Origin of the sequence: Paenarthrobacter aromaticivorans, from assembly GCF_019038615.1 — a bacterium.
Classification (GTDB): Bacteria; Actinomycetota; Actinomycetes; order Actinomycetales; family Micrococcaceae; genus Arthrobacter; species Arthrobacter aromaticivorans.
The window spans coordinates 240,852-264,068 of the sequence record NZ_JAHOPC010000002.1; the positions used below are offsets into that span (position 1 = coordinate 240,852).

The window sequence follows — 23,217 nt, forward strand, 5'->3', positions numbered from 1 at the left end:
TCGAACAGAAGCTGCCCGTAGTGGTCACAATAAGTCATCCAGCAACCAGTCGGTTGGGATGAATGCGACGCCGTTCCGCCAGTTTTCCACGACCGCTTCTTGAAACCAGTTGTCCGCCAGGTTGGCATGGTCGCAAACGATGATTTGGAAATTTCCATTGAGTTCAGTTGCGACGTCGCGCATAAGTGTGAACTGGCGACGCACAGCTTCCCAGTCAGCGTTCTCATCATCGGCAGCATCCACGACCTCCTCTGGGAAAAAAGCCTGAGTTGGCTGATCAACCATAATGAAACGTGGAACAGGGCAGTTGTTTGTTGTGAACCAGTGATGAAGGGCCAAATGTGCAGCCAGATGATAGCCAACCCAGTTTTCCGCGCTACCCATGCGGGTGAGTGGAATCCGAGTTCCAGACCGCATCACGGCGACGGTAAGCTCGACCGGGTCAAGCCGCACGTAATGTTCAGAGTTTTCTAACTCCAAGTGGCGGGCATAATCTGTCATCAGGTTGGACACGGCATCAATGGCGCCTTTGAGCGCGACGGCTGGGTCGTCGCGATCGCTGGCTTCCTCTAGCTTTGCAAGTTGTCCCCGGTAACGGCGCTCTGCGTTCTTGAGGGTGGCTACGTCTTGGGCAATGTCGACACCTCGTTCAAGTTCTTGGCTGACCCTCCCCTGAAGAAATGAAATTCGTTCGTGCCGTTCTCGACCCAGAATGATTGCCGTTTCTTGCTGCGCGAGTGCGTCGAGTTCAACGACGTTATCCTGTAGAGCCTCGAGTAGGGGTAAACGGCTCTCCCTGAGCCGATCGATCGTCCCGGCCCGACGCGCAGAAATGCCTTTGGATGATGCCAGCCTGGTCTCGAGACCATGGAGCAGCGAACGCAGTTCGTCAACAGTCTCATCCGGATGCTGAAGAGTTTGATCGCAGAGTGGGCAAAGGCTTTCGTCGCCGTCGGTCACAGCAGACTTAGGGAGAAGGAAGTCGAGTGCCCGCAATCTATCTCGCTGATACTGTGCTTCGGTTGCTGAGTCACCTTGTTCCCCTTGTAGCCTGCCGAGGAGCTCTACCTGGGCATCGATTTCCCGAATCTTCGTTCGAATTGCACGACCTTCTTCCACCAAGTTTTCCCTGCGGCGTGCCCCTTCGGTGTCGCTCGAGCCCGAGGCATCGGGCCGATAGGCCAGTATCGACTCGAGTAGGGCGTGCACGTTGGTCCTTGCGTCTACGCCGGCGTCGGAGGAAAGCATGTCCAGGCTGACTGCGGATTCTACGAGATGAGTGATTCTGTCGCCCTGATGACCAACGTCGGTTTCTGCCGCACGAAGGCTGTTCCGAGTGCGCTGCAGGGTCCTTCTTGTGGCTATGATCTGACGTCGGATTGCCCCTTGCTCAGGAGTGGCTGCCCCCAGGAAATAAGGCAGAGTTTCGCGAATCAGGTTCTTGATTTCGCCGTCTATCTGCCTGTGAAACAGCACATCGCGGCTAGCCACTTCTCCTTGATTCTGGAAACAGTAAAACAGAGCGTGTCTCACCGAAATGTCGAACGGCTGCCTGAGAGAACCACTTTCGGGGTCCACGGTAAAAGATTCAATTCCTAGGCGCTCTGTGAGTGCCTCTCTAAGAACGTCGGTATCAGCGTTCACCTCAAGGTCATCGTAGGAAGGGGGTCCCATGGTCAGATCGCCGGTTCGAAGCATAGCTTGCTGAGTACTAGCTGTTTCGGGGTTGGGTCTGCAAATCAGCAAGCGCTCGTCTGAGAACTGCACGATGATGTAGTACCAGGATGCGTTGTCGCTGATCACCCCGCTCGGGATAGTTACCGTATTCCGTCCTAGGCAGTACTCGACGACATCGAGAATTGCCGACTTGCCGGTTTTAGACTTGCCGGTAAGTATGTTTAGAGCACCGGTTTGGAAGAATACATCGCGGCGCTTGCCTGTCTTGTTAAAGACGCCCAATGAGACGATCTGCATGATCAATCACCAATCCCCAATAGTTCGTAAGCCATGTGAGTCTCCACTGCATTAAACCACTGCCCACAAAAGCGTGCAGCCTTTACGGAGTCACGCAACTCGGCTGGCCACTTTGAAGTCGGGTTCCTGGGCTTTTCCAAAGCGATCAAATCCGTGCCCTCGAGCCCCAACCGCTTATTGCGCAAACCATTCCGGATTGCCCTCTTCGTTGGCAGTGCCATATTTGCTACGCGATATTCCATATCAGCTAGAAGGTCAGAATGTCGTATTGCCCAGCGCGCCAGAGCGATACGACGATCGCGGGGAAGGCTCGAACGCGTCTCCGGATGCAGGGTCAGTGGCAGGATGAGAAAGGCTGCAGGCCATGACAAGCCAGCTGCTCCATTCTGCGATTTGGACCAGCAGGCATTAACCAACAGCTCGGTCGTTAAGGCGGTGTTGAATAGGGCCACCGCTTCGGGGGACCGGAAGCTGCGCCTCACGGGAGCTTCAGGTAGTTGTGACATTGCTAAGCATTTCCTCTAGTTTGGTTTCAAAGTCGGGGTGCCAACCGATGCGATAGCCTAACTCGCCGTCGGCCAAGGCATGAAACATTCCTCGGTTGAACCAGGGTTCGTCGAAGCGGTTCCGGAGGCGAGCACGCGACTCTCTCGCGAGTTGCTCCAGGATTTCTTGCCCTACTATGTCGGAATCCTCGCGCTGCTTTCGCTTCATCGCCGCTACGCTCGCATCGAATAATTGTTCCCATTCGTCAAACAGCTTGAAAGCAAACCGGTCCAACTCTGTTTCACTCAACAACTGATGTCGCAGCCAGAATGATCGCTGTGCGTAAGAACGGTGATAGTCTCGAATTGCCTTCCACAGTCGGTTATTTTCAAACGCGATCCAAAGGAGCTGTTGCACAAAAGGTCTATCTTTATACAATTCAGAAATTGATTCATCTAAGGCCTGCATAACATCCGGATCAACCGGGAGTGTGTCGCTTCTCAGTTGATCAGTTATCTCCGCAACTTGCAGAATTAGGTCATCTCCGCTGACGGATTCCAGGGTTCTGCTCAGGAGCTGAACCGATATTCCAGACCACCATCCTTTGAGCAGATGTAGGAAGACCTGCTCATGACCGGGGGGATAAGAATATCGGAAAATCTTGACCAAATCTTCGTCGATGCGATCCGCAGTCAGTGAGCCGTCTTCGATAGTGATTCGATCCACAAGCTCAAATTGAGACTCTTCGTCGAGCTCCTTGAATTTTTGCCGCCACGGCTCGGTTGTTTTGTTCCGAGACGTCTCTGCGGCTTGCAATAGGTCGTCGAGCGCCGCTGAGGTGTTTCTGGTACCCCCACGACGAAGCGTAACCAACCCGGAAGTATCGCTAAGGTTCTGGGTAGTAACCAGGTGGAGTTCAAAGAAGTCGGATGAAGGGAGATCCATCCAGACGTTTAGCGTTCTCCAGAGGTCAACGCTACTTGCTGTGATTGGAGAGCTTTGTCCCACGTGGTGCTTTGTCTGAAGTAGTTCACTGGCCGTTCCCGAATTCTCGAACTCGACATCGTCGAGCGCTTCCAAACGTAACTGGGTGGCGGGATCGACGTTAGCTCGCTTGCCGAGTTCAACCAGGGCCCACATGCACTGATGCACGTATCCGAGAGCCTGCCCGGAGGCGCTGTGTAGTGAATCCTGCGTCACAATGTTCACCCTTGAAGTACTTTTGCCTTGATGAACTGACCATATCTTCCGGTGGTGACCAGATGCCCATATGACGCGCAGACAAGACACTTTCAGCCCAAATCGGAAGTTGGAGCTCATGCCGTGTCCAGCTGCGTGGTGTTGATCATGTCGGTGTCCCGCTCCCCATCCATGAAGTTGTGAGCTCAATCAGCTCATTCCATTGGAAGACGACTGGATGGAGCACCAGATGTTTCTGGCAGCGGTGGATCCTGGGATCACACCAAACGCGAATTTCCCTTTTCTTGAGTCGTTGAAGCAGATCGGCGGCGGCATCCTCGTCGGTGCCTTCATCGTCATCGCCATCGTGGCCATCATCGGAGCCGCGATGCTCTTAGCCGGCAAACTGAGCCAGTCCTCGCGACTGGCTTCCGGCGGTGGCGTGATTCTGCTGTGGACCGGTCCTGTCGCGGCCATCCTCGGCGGCATCAACGGCTACATTCTCTGGTCGCAGACGGCATTTCCGCTCGGTTTTTGAGTTGTCATGCCAGTCGACTGCGACCTCAACGGCTGGTGGCCGCCAGGATGCGGACTCGTTTCCCAAGCGAACGACGGAATCCAAGGTTCCATCACATCCATCTTCGCCAACGTCCTGCAGAACATCGCCTCGTGGATGTGGGGCTTCATCACGGGCGCCTTCACGGTCTCCGACGTCGATGACTCTCAATGGACCGCCATCGGAGGACTGACTAATTGGTGGGTAGTCGTCATGATGACACCGCTGGTCGTGGTGATGATCATCCAACTTCTGTCTGGTCTGCTCAGCCAACAGCCTCGGCGACTCTTGCGTGCCCTGATCGGGGGAGCAGCAGCCGTTCCGCTTGTGGCGGCCGCGGTGTACGTCGTTCGGCAGCTCACCCGAGCCAGCGACCAAGCTTCAGCCGCGCTCCTGGAGTCGATCGGTACAGACCCTTACGTCGTGTTCATGCGCCTGTTCGGATTCGAACGAGCCGCCGCTGGCTCTGACCGGGAATGGAACGTCGTTTCCCTCGCGCCGGGTAACCAGGGCGGCGCGGTTGGTGGAGCCGTCGTGACGGCGATGGCCGTGGTCGTGGTTTGGATCCTGGCATTCATCCTCATGTGCTCGATGATTTTCCGGACGTTCGCCCTTGCAGTCCTCGCCGCGGTGGCACCCGTTGCTCTCATGATGCTTCCCTGGGAGAAATCCAAAGTGTGGGCCGGACGCTGGTGTGAAATCGTCGTCGCCCTTCTCCTTGCGAAACCGCTCGCGGCGACAGTCCTGGCCACCGCGATCAAGCTGTTTGCCGATTCGAAATCCTTCGCCGGTCTGGCTGCAGGAACTGTCGGCATGGTCCTGGCCTGCGGAGCGCCACTAATGGCGCTTCGTCTAGTCAGCTTCGCGGGTGGAGAGTTGGCCGCAGCGGCTCAAACCGCGGGCGGCGGACACGTTCTGTCGCGGAGCAACAGCGTTGCAACGCGACAACTCAGTCGGCAACTTGGCGGTCGTCTGACGATCGCGTCCATGATGGCCCGATCCTCAATTGCACGGCCTATTCCGTCGAGCCGCCGAGACATTCCCACACGAGCATTGCCGCCTTCCGTTCCGCTGCCTCGGAGTCTCACAAGCACGACGCCGGTACACCATTCGGGCGGCGACGTCGCACTCGTGGGCGGGTCGTCGTCGGGCAATTCAAACTCGAGCACCTCAGTCCTACGGGGGCAGGTGATCACTGACCGCGACGTCAGCACGAGCACGAGCACGAACACGAACCGTGCTGGAGCTGGCCCGGGCAGGGTAGCGCCCCCAGGCGCCCAACCAACGACGCGGGCACCTGAAGTCCGGGCCCCGGACAGTGCCTTGCCATCGTCCGAACTGCCGCCGATCAAGCACAAGGACATCTACAGGCCACTACCTCCGGACAAGTCCAATGAGTGATGAATCGCGGGCACTGGAACCCGTCAAATTTCCCAGGTATGAACGCCGCGGAATCTTCATGGGATTGAAGTGGTATCAGCTCGTGCTGGTAGCCACAGGCGTTCTCGTAGCGATTATTGCCTCAGCTGCCGGCGGTCCGGGCGGCCTGATAGTGACAGCACCTATGTGGGTGTCGTTGGTCCTGTTCGGAGTGCTCCAGTACTCGCGGATTCCGTATCCCATTTGGGGCAGTCTCATCGTCCTGTTCTTCGTGCGCAGTCTTCTAGGGCAGACTCGCTACTTGGCTCGGCCAGAGCGCCCGGTAAGGGCTGGAAAGCTTGCCCTTCCCGGCGGTTTAGGAAACCTCAAGGTTCAGCCACTTTCCCGTGGGGAATGTGTGATCCTCGACGCCCCGGGCAAAGAAGCCATCGTCGTGCTTCGGTGCAGCACGCGCTCTTTCGCATTGCTGGACGACGATGACAAAGCTTGGGCCGCGAAGGCGTGGTCCAGGGTGCAAGCGGGGCTCGCCCAACGATCGGACATCGCCAGGATCGCTGTCCAGGACTACACGGTCCCGTACCCATCGTCAGCGCTGCAGGACTTCTACGATCGAACGGTCACCATTGACGACGGCGAGCGCGGCACATGGGGGCAGGTGGCCTACCAGGATCTGATCTCTGCGGCTGGGTCGGCGATGAGCCATGACGTGTTGCTGTCGCTTGTGGTCGATACGTCCAAGTCGCGACGGCGGATCAAGGAATCGGGCGGTGGAAGGACCGGGCTCGAACGCTTGCTGCGTCTTGAGGTTGGTGCGATCACGACATCGCTGGCAACCCACGGTGTCAGGGTTGATGAATGGTTGTCTGAGTCGAGGCTCCTCGACGTTTTTCGCGGAGCATTCGATCCTGAGGCTCTCGCGCGCGGATCCTCCGACTCGGCGCGACAGCCAAGGGACGAGAAGCAGCCGCCTCGTCAGAGCTCAGGCCCAATGGCCATCGATGAGCACTGGACCTATCTTCGAAGCGACTCCGGCTTCCATCAAACGTTCTGGGTCGCCGAGTGGCCGCGCCAGAAGGTCTACCCGGGCTTCCTGCATCCGCTCGTCTACGTCGGCGACTTCAGGCACACGGTTACCCAAGTCATTCGCACTGTGCCGACCATCGAAGCCCTACGCGACATACGCTCCGCCCAAGAAGCCCACGAAACACGACGGCGGATCAATGCACGTTTCGATCGACCGACGACGCGAGAACAGCGTGCTGAGGAAGAAGAGGTTTCCCAGCGGGAAGAGGAGATCGTTGCGGGGCACGGCGATGTCAGACCCACGGCCTTCGTCACCATCACCGCCGATTCCTTGGAAGACCTGGCTCGTCATCGACATGAACTCGAGTCTGCGGCTGCTGGTGCATTCGTTGAGCTGCGATTGCTTGCAGGCCAGCAGTGGGCCGCGTTCATCGCCGGTGGTCTCCCACTGGGGAGGGGACTGCGATGAGTCTCAAGAACCAAGAGGTGACCTATACGCCGTCGGGCACTCGCGCCGAGCGGAAGGACGCCAAACGAGCGGCCGCGAGGGACGCGACACTACCGAGAAGACGTCTGTTCCATGGCGATGAGGACAAGACGGCGGAACAGCCGGACCCCGAGCGCCTTCGTGGTGACTGGGGTAGCCACGAAGCCAACTCCTTGTGGGGTCCCCACCGCTTGCGGCCAGCTCCGCATCGCGCATCGACCATGACGTTTGCTGCCGCCTACCCGTTCATCACGGAGTCAGGCTTGGGCCACGAAGGAACGTACATCGGAACGGACGTCTTTGGCTCCGGCGCCTTCTCGTATGATCCGTGGATTCTTTACGACAAGGGGATCATCAGCGGCCCGTCGATTGTCGTCATCGGCACGGTCGGAACTGGAAAGTCGATGTGCGGCAAGTCGCTGGTTGCGAGATCCATAACCTTGGGAAGAAAGGCGGCTGTTGCCTCCGATCCCAAGGGTGAGTGGGTATCTGTCGCGAATGCTGTGGGCGGCAAGGTCATTTCCGTTGGCCCGGGTAGTTCGGCGCGTGTAAACCCGCTCGATGCCGGACCGCGGCCGAGCTTGCTGACGGACACTCAGTGGAAGGCAGTCGTTAGGCAGCGGCGCCGGCAACTGCTCGTGGCGCTCGTATCCCTCATGCGACAGGGCACTCCGCTGCATCCGGTTGAACACACGGCCATGGACATGGCGCTGATGGAAACGACGGCGGAGAACTCGACCCCGACACTCCCCATGGTGCTGGACCACCTGCTCAATCCATCCCCGGAAACCTTGGCTTTGGTTGGTAGGGATGGAGGCGTGGCTGTTAGCCACTCGCTGCGGAGGACCGTATCGGGCGACCTGGAAGGAATGTTCGATGCTCCGTCCACCGTGGCCTTTGATGCAGACGCGCCAATGATGGTTATGGACACATCGGCCCTGATTGGCGCTTCCGAGCAAGCGCTGTCTTTGGCTGCCGCCTGCAGCGCCACCTGGCTTGAGGCCGCGGTGACAAACCCCGACGGCGGTAAGCGACTTGTGGTGTACGACGAGGGTTGGCGGATGCTCGCCGATCCGTACATGCTGGCGAAGATGAGCGAGCAGTGGAGGCTCGCCCGCACGTACGGGATCGCCAACCTGCTGATCATGCACAAGGTCGCCGACCTCAACGAGATCGGTGACAGCACCAGCGGTCACCGACAGAAGGCGCTTGGGCTACTGACCGAGGCGGACACTCGCATCATCTACCGGCAGAAGCACGACGCCATGAGGCTGACCAAGGAGGCTCTGGGACTAACTGAAGCTGAGTGTGATCACGTTGAGAATCTTCCGAAGGGCGTCGGGCTGTGGAAGGTAGGGAACCGCTCGTTCATCGTTGCTAACCGGGTGACCACCGATGAGCTCGAGGTCTTCGGAACCGATGACCGGATGCACCTGTGAGGACGCGATCAGGAAGTACCAATCCGATGGTGTCGGTAGGTCTTTGGGGGATTGCTGGCTATGTGGTCTTTTGCTTTCTCGTTCAGGCCGCTGCCTCTGTGGTGACGCCTCGGCAGTGTGGCGGCAGGCCGCCGTCGTTCTTCAATCCCGTGGCCGGCGTCGGACTGTTGGTTGGCCGCGCTGACTGGATCTCGCGAGAGTGTGCGCCTGACCTGGCTGCAGTCTGGTGGATCGTGGGTGGCTTGCTCGCCCTGGTCGCTGCGCTCGCCGTCGGGGGAGTGCTCGGCTGGAGGATGTGGAAACAATCAGGCGCATGGCTCCGTCGAGACATCCTCAGCCGGGATGGTGTGGCGGGCCGGGCGGAGATCGTTCGTGACTTTGGCTCCCGAGCCGTCCGGCGTCGCGGTCTGTACACGCGTCCCGAGCTGAGTCGGCCGAGCATTCAGGACGTCTCGTGGACTCTCGGGCGCTCGCGGGGAGTGACCATCCACGTCTCAACGGAAGAGTCGATGGTTATTCAAGGTGCACCTCGGTCGGGCAAGGGCCTGTACGTGGTCATCAATGCAATCCTCGACGCGCCAGGGGCGGTGGTCACAACGTCAACCCGTGCCGACAACCTGGTAGTGGCAATGCGGGCCCGGATGAGTGACGGGCGACCTGTGACTGTGTTTGATCCGCAAGGTATGTCGGGGCTGCCGTCCACGCTTCGATGGTCGCCAGTCCGTGGGTGCGGCGATCCAGATATCGCAACCCGTCGAGCCCTGGTGATCACGGCAGATACTGAGATGAAGGGTGAGAACGCGGCGTGGCAGAAGCGCTCGCTGATCGTGTTGCAGTGTCTTCTCCACGCGGCGGCTCTGTCGGGCGAGGGCATTGGTGCTTTCCGCCGTTGGTCCTCCAGCCCGGTCCTGGCACGCGAGGCCTTGGACGTCCTCGGCCGAACGGGAGCCGCGCTCGGTTGGCAGGCAGACTTGATGGGGATACTGGAGGACGATCCGCGCAATACCTCGAACTCGTGGATCGGAGTCTCTGCCGCTGTCGCACCGTTGTCCTCGCCACGCGTATTGGCGGCGTTGAGTCCGCAGGACGAAGCCCAGGAGTTCGACCCGAAGGCATTCATCAGACAGCGGGGGACTTTGTATCTGATTGGAACGCGATCCGGTGCGGCGGCCGCAGGGCCGTACCTTTCCGCGCTCATCGACGACATAGACAACGCGGCCCGCGAGATGGCGTTCGTCTCTGCCGGCGGGCGACTGGATCCACCGTTGTCACTGATCCTCGACGAGATCGCCAACCTTTCTCCTTGGCCCGGGCTTCCAGTGGTGCTCTCTGATGGCGGAGGGATTGGGATTTCCACTCTGGTGGTGCTTCAGTCTTTGTCCCAAGCCCGCAGTGGATGGTCGATCGAGGAGGCAGCGACAATTTGGGACTCAGCCATCATCAAAGTCATCTTCGGCGGCGGGTCTGACGAACGTGACCTGCGCTCGCTGGCAGGGCTGCTGGGGGAGCGCAGCCTCATCATGAACACCCGGTCCTGGTCCGCTCAAGGGCGCCAGGACGGCGAACAGATCCGGGACACTCCCGTGATCCGCCTTGACGAGATCCGGCGCCTTCCGGTTGGTACTGCTCTCATGCTTGGCCGAAGAACCCGACCCATACTTCTTGACCTGCGGGACTGGCATAAGCGGAAAGACGCTGCTGAACTGGGCCGGTCGAAACTTGAGACAGAACGGGAGCTGGCTGCCGGTCACCTGACCCGACAGGAATCGAACACTGAGGCTGAAACGTGAGCACGCAGGCCGACGACTCTGACTTCGAAGTCGGCCGCGTCTCTGACCTGGACGACGAACTGACGGCTGAATTGTTCCGCTCGTCGTTTCAGCCCTCGCCCCGCACCGTGGGCGTTACGCGCCGGTGGCGGGACATGTCACCGGAACAGGCTGAAGTCGTGTGGCAGAGCCTCTTTGAATGGGTTCGATGGTTCGTCGCCACCTACCAGCTGACCACCTCCGTTGTTCCGGATTGCTGGTGGCGGCATTCGGAAGTGGTGGCCGAGCTCTACGCGCTGCAGCGAGCCGAGATCGCTTCTTTCACTCCCGATGACTCGGGCTTCGGTCCGTTGGCCTTCCACGAAAGGCTCCCACACGCCGTCGAGCGTCTCCGAGCCCACACGAGAACCGCAGGTTGCGTCGCGCTGCAGAGCCACAAGGAGACGGTCACCAGGGTTGTACCAGTGGAACCGGCCTTCGACGACTGGAAATTGAGCGCTCATCAGTTTGGGTCCTGAGCAAGTCATGGCGTCCTGGCTCGGGCCGGACATGGATAGGTGATCCCTTCTCGGGGCTGACTCAGAAGTACGAAGGATGGCTGTCGTGGCCGCTGCACCTGAATCGAACGCTCACCTGCCTGGTGGGACGGACGACGTCGGCCTTCCGCCGAGCGTTCGAATGTCACCTGAAGAGCGCATCGCCAGTCTCACCGAAGGGCTCCATACTGCCCTCGAGCAAGCTATTGAGTCGCCGGCTCGATGGCAGGTGTTGCTCGACGCCTCAGCCACTTTGTGGCGTTATTCAGGGGGCAACGTGGCCCTGCTAATGGCGCAGATGGCACAGCGTGGTACTGAGGAGCCGACGCTGGTGGCCGGCTACAAAGAGTGGGCGCGTCATGGGCGGACGGTGCTGCGGGGCGAGCACGCGCTCTGGGTGATCGCACCGCGGACTGCGTCAATGCAGGAGCTGAAAATGGCCGATGGTCAGCGGAAGCTATTGCCCGTGGCCCAGGCAGCGCCGGTCGATGCGATCAGTCTTGGCAAGAAGAACGTCGTCACGGGTTGGCGCGGACAGGCAGTCTTTGACGTTACCCAAACGGAAGGAACACCGATCCTGGTGCCGCGCGGGGGCGTTGAATCCGGCGAGAACCTGGATGACCTGTGGCGTTCCCTGTGTGATGTTGCGAAGGAACGCAGCTTCCGGGTGGAGGTGTCAGGTGTCCAGTATGGCTATACGAGTGGCTACACCGACTTCGATGCTCGTCGAATCCAAGTTGGCCTTTGGATGAACGCCGAAGAGCAGGTCGCCGTGCTTGCCCACGAACTTGGTCACGTCTTGTTGCACGGGCCGGACGACAGTGTTGGTCGGCTGTACGGCAGCAGCGCGAATCACCGCGGTTTGGCTGAAGTGGAGGCCGAATCGGTTGCTTACACCGTCCTCAGGGCTCATGGCATTGATCGTGGGCCACAGTCGGCCACTTACTTGGCTGGGTGGGCTGACGCGGTCATCAGAACCGAAAAGGAACTGCAGGAGGGGCGTGCTCCGACGTCGCGCGTGGACATCGCCAAGTCCGTGCTGGGGCGGGTAACGGCGGCAACCAAAGGCATTCTCGCCATTTCGGATCCTCCTGGGTTTGGTGGGAAGTTCGCTGCTGTCAGCGCTTCGCCCGCTGTCACGGCTTCCTCTACATACGCTGGCGTGCCCGGCCCGGGCGCCTCGATGCCTGGCCCTGAGTTGGCAGGTCCCTGATCCGTTCAGATGTCCGATGGGAAAGGCCCGTTGGCGAAGAAAGGTAACCGACCATGAACACGAAAATTCCCATCACCATTGCGGGAAATCTTGTCGCGGACCCTGAGCTCACGATCGGGGAGTCCGGAACGCCGCATGCGAAGATTCGGGTCGCTGTGAACCAGCGGATTCAAAACCCGGACGGTACGTGGAGGGACGGGGAACCGGTCTTCCACAACGTCTCGGCCTTCCGGATGCTTGCGGAGAACGCCGCTACGTCGTTGAAGAAAGGGGATCCGGTGACCGTGTCGGGTGAACTGGAATTCCGGTCGTACGACAAGGACGGCGAGCGACGCGAGGCTCGACGCATCATTGCTGACACGATTGGCCCTGATCTTCGGTTTGGGACCGCCACCTACCAGCGTTCTGCCCGTGCCGTCACGGAACCAGAGACCGCGGTGGAGGCAACCGGTCCGGAGGCAACGACCGCGTCTGGCTGGCCCGTATACAACGTGACGACCAAAAGCCCGGTGGTGTCGTCCCCTTTCGGCGGAGCGCGGACTGACATGTCGATCTGATCCGCTCCTGCAACTCGCTGCCCACGTCGCACGTTGGTGTCGTGGGCAGCTGTCTGTCTGGCGTCGAAGCGCTATTCGAATATATGTTCTAATCTTGTTTCTATGAGACCGAAGCAAGACTCCATCGCTTTCGCACGCATGATGGCCCAGATCGAGGCCGACGACAACCACCCCAAACCGGACGACGGCAAGATCATTGAGCTTGACCTTGGAAAGCAGCCGTTGGTTCGCGTGGGTGAAATCTATGGGCGGGCGATTAAGTACACGAGGTCGTTTGGGCTGGTGGAGTGGGTGGATGACCGGCGGGTCTACCATGTGGAGTGGTTCCCGGCTGGGCAGATCAAGAGGGTGGATCGGGACTCGTGGCGGGGACGGCCGCTTTGATCACTTCATATGTAAGCGGCTAAATGGCGTGAGTTCTCATCAACTACCGACGCGACGCCTTTGACTTCATGGGTAGACGGGTACCTGTAGCCGCTCGCGTAGGTTCTCAATTCGATCCTTGACGTCGGTTTGTCTTAGAGTCAGTTTATGGATCCGCAGACCTCAGATAACAAAGCACCGTATAGCGATCTGAGCTTTTATGACGACAATGTTGGACTCTACGAGAGGCTCAAAGGCGAAGTAGTCTTTGCCCTTGAGCAGGCAATTGACATCCCGGTCCACAGTATCGCTGGGAGAGTCAAGGATAGGAAAAGCCTCTTCGGCAAGATCCTGCGAAAGTCCTATGATTCCCCAGAACGTGAGGTCGAGGATATCGTCGGTGTGCGGGTAATTTGTCTATACCGTTCCGATTTGGAAGCCATCGAGGCGGCAATTCGGCGGGTCTTCGATGTTGTCGTCCGAGAAGACAAGACTGTGGGTGCTAGCCAAGGGAACTTCGGTTACATGGCTGTCCACTACGTGTGCACACTCCAGCCAACCGATTCTGGTCCTCGGTATGATCGACTAAGAGGTCTCAAGTTTGAGCTCCAGGTGCGGACTATCCTGATGGACGCGTGGGCAAATGTTTCTCACCATTTGTCCTATAAGCGTGACGAAGACACCTCCGGCGAGAATCAACAAGCCTTTGACGAATTGGCCGAGACCCTCTATTTGGCGGATGGTCGTTTTCAAGATCTTGCCGCCGCGGTGGCGCAGCCTGCCGATTCTCTTGAGGCACTCGACGCCGTCACTGTCGCGGCGCTTTTGGAAGTGCTTCTGCCGGACCGAGTCGATCACCTTGTTCCTCCCGACGGGATTCCAGTACCTACCGACGAAGACGTGCGGCGGCCGCTCCTGCATCTAGTGGAGGACCTTCTAAACGCTGGGTACGAGACAGTTGGGCAGCTCCGAAGCGACCTACTGACCTACCTTCCGGCTGCTTTGGATTGGGAAAAACATCACCCCGGTCCGGGAGAGGGAGGTAAGTATTTCCGGGTCGGCATAGCCCGACATGCCGTGGCGTACGGAAACGCCAAGTTCGTCTCCATCATCTATGAAAGGACCTACGGTAAGGGCTAGACATATGGGAGGCCCGACGTTTTCCGTAGTCCTGAAATTCGCGGTGCCCACCCCAATACTTCTTTGCCTGAAATGCTGTAGGTCGGGGGCCACGGCATGCCGGGTCGGATCTGAGCAGGATCCGGTCGGATCAGCAGCACGGAGCCGGGCCAGATGGGCTCTGATAGCGCTTCGATCCATGCGGGCTGTAAGTAGTCGAAGCGGTTCCAGCGGATGGTGATCCAGGCTCCAGTCGGCTGAGGTGAGTCAACACTGACGACTGTCACCTCCGTGGTGGTCCCAGTGGACCGCTTCAACGATTCCAGCAGTTCCCACTGCGCACGACTCGCGGTCTGCCACACTCGGTAGTCACGGATTCTCCCGTACCAGATGAAGGACAGCACGAGTCCTACAGCCACGACTAAGACCAGAGCCCAGCCGGCAACGGGAAACGTAAAGGTCGTCGCAGCCAACATGAGAGCAAGTGCCAGCGTCACCGCGCTTGTGACGATCAGAGCGGGTGTAGCGACTTTCGGTTTGAGGACAGGATTTGCTTGCACGTTTTGCTCCTCTTCCCAGCTTAAAGCTGCCAACCCGTGTTGGTAAGGCTTAGCTGGGCTTGCATTCCGTTGAAGTCCACGAAGTCTGGCGCCTCGAGGAGTGGCCGGGCCGCTCTTTGGACTGCCCCTTGGAGGTGCTCCCATTGCGTGCGCTGTTCCCACTCCCAGTTGGCTGGAGCTGCACCGAGAGCGAGAGGGGAGTCGTGGATACCCCATCGGTCTCTATAGACGGCAACTTGGCGAATCAGGGCCGCGATCGCGAACGAATCCACTTGCGCCCCGAGTTCATCGAAGAGGGCTGTCTTCCATTCAGGTTCCTCAAGTAGTGCAGCCCTGATGACATGGTCGGTACGGTTCCCAATCCGCCGTCGTACTTGATCCAGGGTCTCTTTCACATCGTCGCGTTCGACGGCGATCTGTTCTGACAGGGGATCGATGGGTGTACGGGGCATCGCGGAACAGTAGCGGCGAAGGCGTGAGCGGATCAATGCAGTGAGGTCATTGGCCGTGGCGCCTGACCCTAGGGATTCGGAGAGTACGCGATGCGCCCCTGGGCGATTGGTGTTTGTCGCCTGGCGCCATGCAGCTACTGCCGCTCCCCATGCGGGGGAGGCTCGTAGTGTGTCAGCCAGACCGGGTGAATGGGGCTCGAGAGTTCTTGCCAACTCGGCGGACGCTGCTATCTGAGCTAGATAGTCATACTCGCGGTTTAGCCGCTCAAGGCGGTCCGCGTGGGATCGTTCACGGTCGCGGACCTCGTGGGCCGTTCGCTCTGCGCCTTCGGCTGCGAGGACTTCGCCAAGTATCGCCCGCCACCCCGATCGAGCGCTCGGGTCAAGGATCTCGTCTTCGTCGGGGTCGTTCTCACTGACATAGGCCGTGTTGGAGAGTCGTCCACGGGTCATGCTGACGTACAGGAGCTCACGGGTGAGTCGCCCCGGAGTGACCACGACGTGGGCAGAGTCCACCGTGATGCCCTGAGATCGGTGGGCCGTGGTGGCGTATCCGAGCTCAACGGACGACTCCAGATACGATGCGCCGAGTTCGACCGTCGCACCGGTATCCGTTCGGCGTGCCTTGAGCGAATCCGGCCGGACGCTGACACTCAGGACTTCAAGCAGAGTTCCATTCCGAATGAAGGCACCCTGGTCGTCCACAATCGATCGCTCATTCCGACGGGCAATGACGATGTCGCCGCGACCCGCCCGCAGCCCATCCCTGAGCACGAGTGCATGTTCTGCATCAGCGACGCCCAGGATCACCCTGTCAGCTTGGGCCCGCTGGTTGAGCATGCCGACCGTCTCGTTGTCAGGAGCGATCAGGACCGAAGCCTGCCCTGAAAGGACGTCGGAGTGCCAAGCGGCATACGCACGGTCCATCATGTCCAGATAGGTGCCGTGACTGATCCGCCCATGTTGCTCGTACTCAGCGAGCACGGAGATGTCACCTGCACGGAGACCCATAGAAGCCGAAGCCTCCCATGCGTGCTGGAAGCGCCAGATCGAACTCAGCCTTGCGGCCTTTCCCAGCCTGTCGAGCCAGCCAAGAACGCCGCCAGCGTCTATTGAATCAAGCTGAGCCGGATCGCCAACCAACAGGACCTTCGCCTGGGCCTGTTGGGCTTGCGCCACGATGGCCGCAAGCTGCTGGGTGGAAACCATAGACGCTTCATCGACCACGACGAGCTGATTCGCCCTGAAGGTCCATTGAGTCTGCTCCGCCGCCAACCGGGTGATCTGTTGCTCGAGAAGAGACTTCGCAGCGTTCGTAGTCCCGTTTGAGGTGAGCCGAGACTCTGCATCAAAGAAGGCCGAACTCCTTTGCGCTGCTCCGCTACCCACGGACTCGTAAAGCCACTTAGAGACATTCTCAGCAACCATGGCCAACTCCGAGCCAAGAACCTCGGCGCTCGCAGCCGCCGGAGCCAATCCGACAACGCTGCCTGGACCGAACTGCGCTTCCCAAGCTGCTTTGATCGCCCCGAGGGTTGTGGTCTTGCCCGTACCGGCCGGGCCAACGATGGCGTCCAGTCGATGGAGGCTAAGCAGGACTTCGACAGCGGCAGCCTGCTGGTCTTCGTGCAGCTCCGACGTGCCCCCTTTTCTGTAAGAGGCGAGTAATGCCATGGCGACATTCGCGCTGACAGCCGGGCCGCCGTCGTCGTTCCTTGCCGCGAGAATCTGGTCCTCGAAGGCGAGAGCCGCCTCATCCGTGTACAGGCGCGATCCGTGAAAGTCGAAGACGCTCCGGTTCGCGAAACGGAGATCGCCTTCAGCCTCGGCAGGGAGGCTGTAGCGGTATTCGTTGAGCGGCACCGACTGGAGCTCCGCAGCTGTGGCGACGGCGTCGATCATCGCGTTCCGGTCCTCCGGCGAGGCGCAACGAATCTCGGCGCACACGCGCTCGGCTTCTGCAATCAGGTTCCAGCGATTCCAGGTGGACCGCTTTGCGGCGACGCGCTGACGGGTGACATGCCCGACGGCGGCAATCCAATCAGGGGCGAAGTCGCCTATGCGGAAGGGCTGGTTGCGGGAGCGCCGAATGGTGGATGAGACGACTCGCTCGGGATCAAAGCCTTTGCTTCGTGAGCGATCGCGCCAAGTGGCCGAGAGCTCGCGGAGGGGAGTCGGAGTTAGATCCTTGGGGGATCGGGTTGAGAGAGTTGCCTGCTGGCGAAGCTTGACAACGGTGGTGGCTGACGGACGGTTGCCGTGTTCGGTGATCCATTCGTCAACGAGCCTGTCGGTTTCGACATCGATGAGCCTGGAGCGGTTGGAGAATTCGCGAATGAGGGCGTCGTCGATGCCGGTGAGTTGTTGGCTCGGATTGTGAGTGTTCTGTGCCGGAGCCCGGATGTCCGTGTCGGTCCCGAGATTCTTTTTCAGGGCATCGAAAAGGAGCCCGTTGTAGTGTTCGCTGGCGGCGACGACGGCCCTATAAAGACTTCGCGAATCCAGCGTGACCCAGGCGTTGTCCGTGATGCGCTGAACGCGGTTAGCGATGACGACATGGGTGTGGAGTTGTGGGTCGCCGGCCCGTGATTCCCAGTGGTCGAAAGCGGCGGCAATGACTCCCCGTGTGCCGAGGTGCGCGATGCCGTTGCGTCCGGCGCGGGTGCTAATGACGAGGTCCTCGAGCCATTGGAGTGTCATTTCGACGGCTTCGTGGTGGGTTTGGAGAATCAGTTCCTGGAGTTCTCGTGGGCTGACCGCCCATATCACGGAGACTGACTTTGGGACGCTGAAGGTGAGGTCGAACCCGGCGACGGCATGGTGGTTGGTGGTTTGTTCGTGGTTCTTTTGGGCAATGGTGACTTCGCCGTAAGGGCGGCCGAGAGGCGCTGCTGTGTCAGGGTGTTGGGCGTCCTCGAAGATTGATCTTGCGTCGGATTCCGTTACTGTCTGGCCGGGTGTTCGGTTAATGCCGTCGAGTCCGCGACCCATCCAGCGGCCCTGGGGTGTTCCCGTGGCCAGGTAGTAGCTGATGGTGTCCTCGGGAGTGGGGCGGACGTCGTCGAGCATTGTCGACTTGAAGAGGTACTTCAGCCCGGACTTCACGGACAGTCGGGCGATGGACATAGTCATGCACGAAGCGCCCCGGTTCTGCTCTTGCTGGTCAGCCAGCCTCTACGGCGGAGGATGCCAACTGTCGTGGGATCCAGGGCAACGCCCTTCACTTTCGACACGTGGACCAGGGCTGCGGCCACGTGTGCGAGGTCCTGGACGTTCGTGCGCTGCGCTCTTTTGAGTCGGAGGACTTCGTTGTGGAGGAGCGCATTCCGTGTGTCGAGTTCGTCGTAGATGGCGTGGAGGCGTTCGAGTTCTGTCGATTGGGATCTCAGTTCGGTGGTGAGGCGGTCAACGCGGTCCTGGCAGGCGTCCCTGCTTGTCTTTTCGGTTGCTGCCGAATTCTTCTTGTTCACGAACGTTCATGGTGGAGACAACGACCGCGTGCATGACGTTTCGAATCAAATTCGGAGCGCCGGGGCCTTGGATGCCAGAGGTGTGAGACGAAGAACGGCTTGCAGGCGCAGGAGATGAGTGTAGGTGGTTGGGCGGTGACGTCCAGCTTACGGCTGAGCGGGGGTTGTGCCTGATTCTGTGGCGGACGAGGCTGGAAGCATTGTCAGCTTTGGGTCTAGAACTTCGGTAGCAGCTGTCAGGTATTGGAGGGTCCCGCTCCCGGGCAGTGCCGTGTCGGAACAGCTGCCGGCTGCACGCGTCCTTAGGGCAGTCGGTGCCGCTGTCAGCGAAGCGCGTCGGACGCAGCTGCCCGACGTGGACGGACTCCGTCCGCGGATCCTGGGCATAAACGAGCACCGGTTCCGGTCCGTGCGCTATTTCCAGGAACCGTCAACGAAGGCATGGACCGGGTTCGAGCCCTGGATGAGGACCATCGTAAATCTGCACACCGGTAAGGGTCCCGAGTATACTTGGCCGCCGGGACCGCATCGGGTGTGGCTCCCCGCCCATTGTCGTGGTCGGCCACTTCCATCTGGTCTCGTTTGGCGAATCAGACCATGACCGGAATCCGACAGAACCTCCCCAAGCAGGTCAATGATCCATGTGGCCAGGCGATCGGCAAGGCCTGGCCCACCACCGCATGCTTCTGCTGTGCTGCGGTGGTCGCTCAGCTGCAGGGCCTCCCGGCGGCTCAAAGAAGTGTTCGTAGTCAAGGATCCGACCGACACCCTTCTAGCCGACCCTTACGGGCTTGTGGGCCCAGGGACGTATGTAGGCTCGTCATACCGGGTGCGTAGTAGACCGCGACAGAAGTGGGCGTTTCCCTCGATTGAGATTCGTGTTGCCTTGGCGAACCTTATCTGAACTGCCAAGTCGGTGGTGTCCCAGCGGGAACCATCGGCGTTGACGAGGAGGAATGCGTTGTCGTCGATGCTGATCCCGAGATCGCTTCGGCGCCTCACTAGCGCTTCTCGTTCCTGCGTCGGCGGCACATCCTTGAGCCTAATTGACGGTAGCAATTCTGGGACGACCGCATAAATGGATACGAGTATAGCGATCACGCGCTCAAGGGATGCGAGGTGAGCCTTCGATCGGAAGATGGTGCGAAGGTCATCCAGGCCGCTTGATGCTTCGTCCGGGTAGGCGTCGGCAAATCCGACTCCCGCTGCGACAGCAGAGTTGATGCGCTCGGAGTCAGCATTACCCTCGAGCTCAACCCGAGTGGACATTTCGGGAAACTCCGCCCGCAAGGCATCAGCGGAATCGGCCGCCATCATGAACGCGAAGTTAGGAGAGCAGAAGGCCGTCGGTAGTCTCAGCGTGGCTGTGACGACCCTGCCGTCCGTCTCTACCCTCCCGACGAATCCGAGGGTCGTAAGTGGCTCATCCAATTCCGGGTCAGTGACGGTGGAAAGTGCCCGCCATGCTCGGTCTTCGATCAAGCCAAAACGCGTGCTTGTCGCGGTCATTTTTCCAGCGCGCCTACGGGTTCGGCTTCGGTCGCTGCGGGATTCAAGCGGAGGTGCTCGGGCACCTCTATGTGCGGATAGAGTGCGGCGGCGTTGAGGCCCAGGATCTTCTTCTTTTGTGCCACAGTGATCTCGCCGTATTCGCCCTGCATATCCTCGGGAATCTGGAAGTCCACGAACTTCTCCACCAGCCACTTGGGCTGCCAAAGGGCATAGTCGGAACCGAACAGGATCTTGTCCTCACCGATCCAGTAGAGCAGCTCACCGATGATCTGAGCCCAGTACCGCGGTCGGGTATGGATGAAGGGCATAGCGACTGCGAGTCCTCCGTAGACATTGGTCTCCTGCGTCGCTATCCAACAGAAATCCTCGAGTCGGGGAAGGCCAACGTGCTCGACGATGAAGTTCAGGTCCGGGAAGTCGGTAGCGCAGTAGTCGATGTCAGCGACGTCGAACGAGTCACGGTCGAGTGGCTTAATCGTCGGTCCCTTATGTACGTGGATGTTCTTGATCCCGAGCTCCTGGCACTTCTCCAGATAGCGGTAGGTTTCGCGGTCGCTCATCTTGAACCCGCGGCTCTCTCCGTGCCATTCCGCCGTATAGATCTTGACACCCTTTAGTCCGAACTCGTGCGCGGCGTCCTCCAAACGGCGAAGCCCGGCCTCGCCAAATCGAGGATCGAAATTATGGTTGTAGGTGAGGCGCTCCGGCGACCGGCGAGCCATGTCCTGAGCAAGGTCGCGACTGAATCCGTTCTTGTAGAACGCTGGGAGCGCCGCAGGGTTGAAAATCGCGTGATCGACGTAACCGTTTTCGAAGATGTCTGTCATGAAATTCTGTTCGGTGTACTTCTGATACTTGCGGAAATCCCACACGTACTCCTCGGGAGAGAGGTTTCGGTGGTATGCGTAGAAACACTCAATGAACTCCGCTCCGTGAATGTTCCGCTGGTTCTCGTCCGAGCCATCCCACATGTGGACATGGGAGTCCACTACGAAATAATCTTCCCCGTCTTTGGAGTACATCTCGACCCTCGTTCTCTATTCCGCGACAGCGGCGTCGCGATGTTGAATGCTGCATTTCAAGGGCAATCTACCAATCATATGTTTGAGATCGCAAGGCACGTCTCGCGACTTGTCCGGCCAACGCCTGAAATGTGGCCCTGAATTGGTTCCGAACTAGGCCCGTCGGGGGGCACATTGCTCCTGACGGGCGGGTGGCCAACTTGCGCTGGTCAACCAAGCACTTGTTTGTTAGCGTGGTCACCACGTGATCGACAGTGAGGTAGGAAAATGAAGGCGCTTCGTCTCCACAGATATCAGCAAGCACCCTCGATGGATGAGATCGACGAGCCAAAGGTCTCTGGTCCCTGGGATGTGATCGTCGAGATTGGGGCGGCTGGCGTCTGCCGCACGGATCTACACATCATCGAGGGTCAATGGGCGGAGATTCAGAAGCCCGATCTGCCATACACCCTCGGGCATGAGAACGCCGGTTGGGTTCGGGAGGTAGGCAGCGCCGTCGACAATGTAAAGCCGGGTGACCTGGTGATTCTGCATCCGCTCGTCACCTGCGGGCTCTGCGGCCCATGCCGCATCGGACAGGACTCGCATTGCGAGCGTGCAAGCTTCCCCGGAATCAACGCAGACGGCGGTATGGCTGAGCTGATCCTGACAAACGCCCGGGCAGTGGTCAAGTTGGACCCTTCGCTCGCCCCCAGCAAGGTGGCGGCCTTGGCTGACGCCGGCCTAACTGCTTACCACGCGGTGAGAAAAGCCGCATCCGGGCTATTCCCCGGCTCGCACGCCGTTGTGTTCGGCGCCGGAGGGCTGGGCCACATTGGGGTGCAGGCTCTGGCTGCGATCACTAGCGCCGAGATCACAGTAGTGGATCGGAGCGAATCGGCTCTTGAGCTGGCGAGGACACTGGGGGCCCACCATACAATCCTTGCCACAACGGACGACGCGGTGAGGAAGGGCGTGCGGGATATCACCGAGGGCGGGGCGCATGTCGTGTTCGACTACGTCGGGGAGTTGGGCGCAGAGAAGATTTCTCCTCAGCTGCTGCGTAACCGGGGATCGCATTACGTGATCGGCTACGGCGGGGCAATCGAGCTACCGACCATCGAGGTTATCTCGAAGGAAATCAGCGTGGTAGGGAATCTGGTCGGCACCTATACCGACCTGGTCGAGCTGATGACTCTTACGGCCAAGGGTCAGGTCACCCTTCACACGTCGGAGTATCCGCTCGATGCCGCTCTTGATGCGCTGGACGATCTTCACCGCGGGCGGGTCGTTGGACGCGCCATCCTCGTGCCCTAGACGACTGCGGGTATGCCGGGCGCGCCGAGTGCATAGCTGGGGTGTCTGCTCTTGACGGTTCATTAAGTCCGGGAGCTAAGGCGTTCGACGAGATCCGGCCTGGCTTTCAATACGGTGGGTCATCGCGGTTTAGGCCGGCCGGCATAAGATTTCGGTGGTTGGGCGGCCGGAGGTATGTGCTGGTTTTTGGTGTTGTAGTTTGCTACTGCTGTTGCTGGCGGTAGCCCCCGCCGTTGTAGTTGGTGTGGGGCAGCGGTTATAGACGACCTCGGAAGTAGCGCGGGGTCGCCCTCGGGCGGCCTGGCGGCTGGCGAGGCTATATTCCCTGCGGGAAGTGGCATCAGCATCAGAGGTCAGGTGTTCCTGGCTATTTCAGCGCGTGCTGGCGAGGGAGGCACGCTGGTGGTCGGTCATAGTCCAGCCGATGACCATGTGGGTGTACAGGTCGATGACAGTCGTCAGATAGCGTCAGCCCTCGCGGGTGCGCGGTTAGGTGAGGGTCCCGATGGGCTTCGTGCCGGCGGCATCAGAGGCAAGGGGTGAAGTCCTGGCGAGGTTGGTCCAGAAGGCGTTTTCCGGGTCCGATGGCCCGTGCGGTGGCTGAAGATCCCATGGGAGGAATCGTGCATCGCCTTGACCATTCCTGTCAGTTCCCGGTGCCGGTCAGCGGTCGGTGATGCGGCCCGTTCCAGCCATCGGCAGATGTTGAAGATGGTAGACTGCCCCAGGCGCCCGTTGAAGTTTTCGGACTGCTTCCGCACGAATCGGGTTTCAGCGATGCTGACCGGTGGAGATCCACCGGTCAGCATTTTCGTCGAAGACCG

The 23,217-nt window shown here is 59.7% G+C and carries 19 protein-coding genes; 11 read left to right on the plus strand and 8 right to left on the minus strand.

Going from position 1 to position 23,217, the window contains the following annotated elements; translation table 11 throughout:
• Nucleotides 1–24: 24 nt before the first annotated feature.
• Genes KSW38_RS04695 through KSW38_RS04700 form a run of 3 tightly spaced genes read right to left on the minus strand, consistent with a single transcriptional unit; the run spans nucleotide 25 to nucleotide 3,660 of the window.
• Entirely contained in the window at nucleotides 25–1,974 is a 1,950-nt protein-coding gene (locus KSW38_RS04695; protein WP_216923270.1) for a DUF3732 domain-containing protein, read from the minus strand.
• A 2-nt stretch (nucleotides 1,975–1,976) separates the two neighbouring features.
• Nucleotides 1,977–2,480: a three component ABC system middle component gene (locus KSW38_RS23785; protein ID WP_428982362.1), complete on the minus strand. Its 504-nt coding sequence runs from the start codon at nucleotides 2,478–2,480 to the stop codon at nucleotides 1,977–1,979.
• Nucleotides 2,464–3,660, minus strand: coding sequence for an ABC-three component system protein (locus tag KSW38_RS04700; RefSeq protein WP_216923272.1), 1,197 nt, complete (start codon nucleotides 3,658–3,660; stop codon nucleotides 2,464–2,466). Before KSW38_RS04700 ends, KSW38_RS23785 begins: the two co-directional genes overlap by 17 nt.
• A gap of 202 nt (nucleotides 3,661–3,862) precedes the next feature.
• On the opposite strand from KSW38_RS04700, the gene KSW38_RS04705 reads away from it, so the two are divergent.
• The 10 genes from KSW38_RS04705 (at nucleotide 3,863) to KSW38_RS04750 (ending at nucleotide 14,102) form a co-directional block, all read left to right on the plus strand.
• Nucleotides 3,863–4,177, plus strand: coding sequence for a hypothetical protein (locus KSW38_RS04705; protein ID WP_062096305.1), 315 nt, complete (start codon nucleotides 3,863–3,865; stop codon nucleotides 4,175–4,177).
• 6 nt (nucleotides 4,178–4,183) lie between these two features.
• Nucleotides 4,184–5,596 (plus strand): type IV secretion system protein, encoded by a 1,413-nt coding sequence (locus KSW38_RS04710; protein WP_216923274.1) that lies wholly within the window; start codon nucleotides 4,184–4,186, stop codon nucleotides 5,594–5,596.
• Nucleotides 5,589–7,067: an SCO6880 family protein gene (locus KSW38_RS04715; protein WP_216923276.1), complete on the plus strand. Its 1,479-nt coding sequence runs from the start codon at nucleotides 5,589–5,591 to the stop codon at nucleotides 7,065–7,067. The genes KSW38_RS04710 and KSW38_RS04715 overlap by 8 nt, the downstream gene beginning before the upstream one ends.
• On the plus strand, nucleotides 7,064–8,524 hold the full coding sequence (locus KSW38_RS04720; RefSeq protein ID WP_216923278.1) for an ATP-binding protein: 1,461 nt from the start codon (nucleotides 7,064–7,066) through the stop codon (nucleotides 8,522–8,524). The genes KSW38_RS04715 and KSW38_RS04720 overlap by 4 nt, the downstream gene beginning before the upstream one ends.
• 26 nt (nucleotides 8,525–8,550) lie before the next feature.
• A complete protein-coding gene (locus KSW38_RS04725) occupies nucleotides 8,551–10,314 on the plus strand; it encodes a type IV secretory system conjugative DNA transfer family protein (protein WP_216923289.1) in 1,764 nt (587 codons plus the stop codon).
• Nucleotides 10,311–10,811 carry a hypothetical protein gene (locus KSW38_RS04730; RefSeq protein WP_216923291.1) on the plus strand — a complete coding sequence of 167 codons (501 nt, stop codon included), beginning with the start codon at nucleotides 10,311–10,313 and terminating at the stop codon, nucleotides 10,809–10,811. Before KSW38_RS04725 ends, KSW38_RS04730 begins: the two co-directional genes overlap by 4 nt.
• Nucleotides 10,812–10,896: 85 nt before the next feature.
• Nucleotides 10,897–12,042: an ArdC-like ssDNA-binding domain-containing protein gene (locus tag KSW38_RS04735; RefSeq protein ID WP_216923293.1), complete on the plus strand. Its 1,146-nt coding sequence runs from the start codon at nucleotides 10,897–10,899 to the stop codon at nucleotides 12,040–12,042.
• Between the two features lie 53 nt (nucleotides 12,043–12,095).
• The gene (locus KSW38_RS04740) at nucleotides 12,096–12,599 is read left to right on the plus strand and encodes a single-stranded DNA-binding protein (RefSeq protein WP_216923295.1); all 504 of its coding nucleotides are present in this window, start codon (nucleotides 12,096–12,098) and stop codon (nucleotides 12,597–12,599) included.
• 102 nt (nucleotides 12,600–12,701) lie between these two features.
• The gene (locus KSW38_RS04745) at nucleotides 12,702–12,983 is read left to right on the plus strand and encodes a hypothetical protein (protein ID WP_216923298.1); all 282 of its coding nucleotides are present in this window, start codon (nucleotides 12,702–12,704) and stop codon (nucleotides 12,981–12,983) included.
• 147 nt (nucleotides 12,984–13,130) lie between these two features.
• Nucleotides 13,131–14,102, plus strand: a complete 972-nt coding sequence (locus KSW38_RS04750) for a GTP pyrophosphokinase (protein WP_216923299.1) — start codon at nucleotides 13,131–13,133, stop codon at nucleotides 14,100–14,102.
• Here the strand turns inward: KSW38_RS04750 and KSW38_RS04755 are convergent.
• The 5 genes from KSW38_RS04755 to KSW38_RS04775 all read right to left on the minus strand — a co-directional run bounded on the left by KSW38_RS04755 (nucleotide 14,099) and on the right by KSW38_RS04775 (nucleotide 21,097).
• Complete coding sequence (locus tag KSW38_RS04755) at nucleotides 14,099–14,641, minus strand: RipA family octameric membrane protein (RefSeq protein WP_216923300.1); 543 nt, start codon at nucleotides 14,639–14,641, stop codon at nucleotides 14,099–14,101. The genes KSW38_RS04750 and KSW38_RS04755 overlap by 4 nt on opposite strands.
• 20 nt (nucleotides 14,642–14,661) lie before the next feature.
• Nucleotides 14,662–18,225, minus strand: a complete 3,564-nt coding sequence (gene mobF / locus KSW38_RS04760; protein WP_216923301.1) for a MobF family relaxase — start codon at nucleotides 18,223–18,225, stop codon at nucleotides 14,662–14,664.
• Complete coding sequence (locus KSW38_RS04765) at nucleotides 18,222–18,563, minus strand: hypothetical protein (RefSeq protein ID WP_216923302.1); 342 nt, start codon at nucleotides 18,561–18,563, stop codon at nucleotides 18,222–18,224. Before KSW38_RS04765 ends, mobF begins: the two co-directional genes overlap by 4 nt.
• A gap of 783 nt (nucleotides 18,564–19,346) precedes the next feature.
• Complete coding sequence (locus KSW38_RS04770; protein WP_216923303.1) at nucleotides 19,347–20,072, minus strand: iron-sulfur cluster assembly protein; 726 nt, start codon at nucleotides 20,070–20,072, stop codon at nucleotides 19,347–19,349.
• Complete coding sequence (locus tag KSW38_RS04775) at nucleotides 20,069–21,097, minus strand: amidohydrolase family protein (protein WP_216923304.1); 1,029 nt, start codon at nucleotides 21,095–21,097, stop codon at nucleotides 20,069–20,071. The genes KSW38_RS04770 and KSW38_RS04775 overlap by 4 nt, the downstream gene beginning before the upstream one ends.
• 309 nt (nucleotides 21,098–21,406) lie before the next feature.
• On the opposite strand from KSW38_RS04775, the gene KSW38_RS04780 reads away from it, so the two are divergent.
• Nucleotides 21,407–22,393 (plus strand): NAD(P)-dependent alcohol dehydrogenase, encoded by a 987-nt coding sequence (locus KSW38_RS04780; protein ID WP_254186086.1) that lies wholly within the window; start codon nucleotides 21,407–21,409, stop codon nucleotides 22,391–22,393.
• Nucleotides 22,394–23,217: the final 824 nt, after the last annotated feature.

Bases quoted from the DNA above. Each gene is read 5' to 3' on its own strand.
- KSW38_RS04780 (WP_254186086.1), top strand. From the start codon at position 21,407: ATGGATGAGATCGACGAGCCAAAGGTCTCTGGTCCCTGGGATGTGATC.
- KSW38_RS04715 (WP_216923276.1), top strand. From the start codon at position 5,589: ATGAGTGATGAATCGCGGGCACTGGAACCCGTCAAATTTCCCAGGTAT.
- KSW38_RS04695 (WP_216923270.1), bottom strand. From the start codon at position 1,974: ATGCAGATCGTCTCATTGGGCGTCTTTAACAAGACAGGCAAGCGCCGC.
- KSW38_RS04725 (WP_216923289.1), top strand. From the start codon at position 8,551: ATGGTGTCGGTAGGTCTTTGGGGGATTGCTGGCTATGTGGTCTTTTGC.
- KSW38_RS04750 (WP_216923299.1), top strand. From the start codon at position 13,131: ATGGATCCGCAGACCTCAGATAACAAAGCACCGTATAGCGATCTGAGC.
- KSW38_RS04775 (WP_216923304.1), bottom strand. From the start codon at position 21,097: ATGTACTCCAAAGACGGGGAAGATTATTTCGTAGTGGACTCCCATGTC.
- KSW38_RS04740 (WP_216923295.1), top strand. From the start codon at position 12,096: ATGAACACGAAAATTCCCATCACCATTGCGGGAAATCTTGTCGCGGAC.
- KSW38_RS04720 (WP_216923278.1), top strand. From the start codon at position 7,064: ATGAGTCTCAAGAACCAAGAGGTGACCTATACGCCGTCGGGCACTCGC.
- KSW38_RS04745 (WP_216923298.1), top strand. From the start codon at position 12,702: ATGAGACCGAAGCAAGACTCCATCGCTTTCGCACGCATGATGGCCCAG.
- KSW38_RS04710 (WP_216923274.1), top strand. From the start codon at position 4,184: ATGCCAGTCGACTGCGACCTCAACGGCTGGTGGCCGCCAGGATGCGGA.
- KSW38_RS04770 (WP_216923303.1), bottom strand. From the start codon at position 20,072: ATGACCGCGACAAGCACGCGTTTTGGCTTGATCGAAGACCGAGCATGG.
- KSW38_RS23785 (WP_428982362.1), bottom strand. From the start codon at position 2,480: ATGTCACAACTACCTGAAGCTCCCGTGAGGCGCAGCTTCCGGTCCCCC.
- mobF (WP_216923301.1), bottom strand. From the start codon at position 18,225: ATGACTATGTCCATCGCCCGACTGTCCGTGAAGTCCGGGCTGAAGTAC.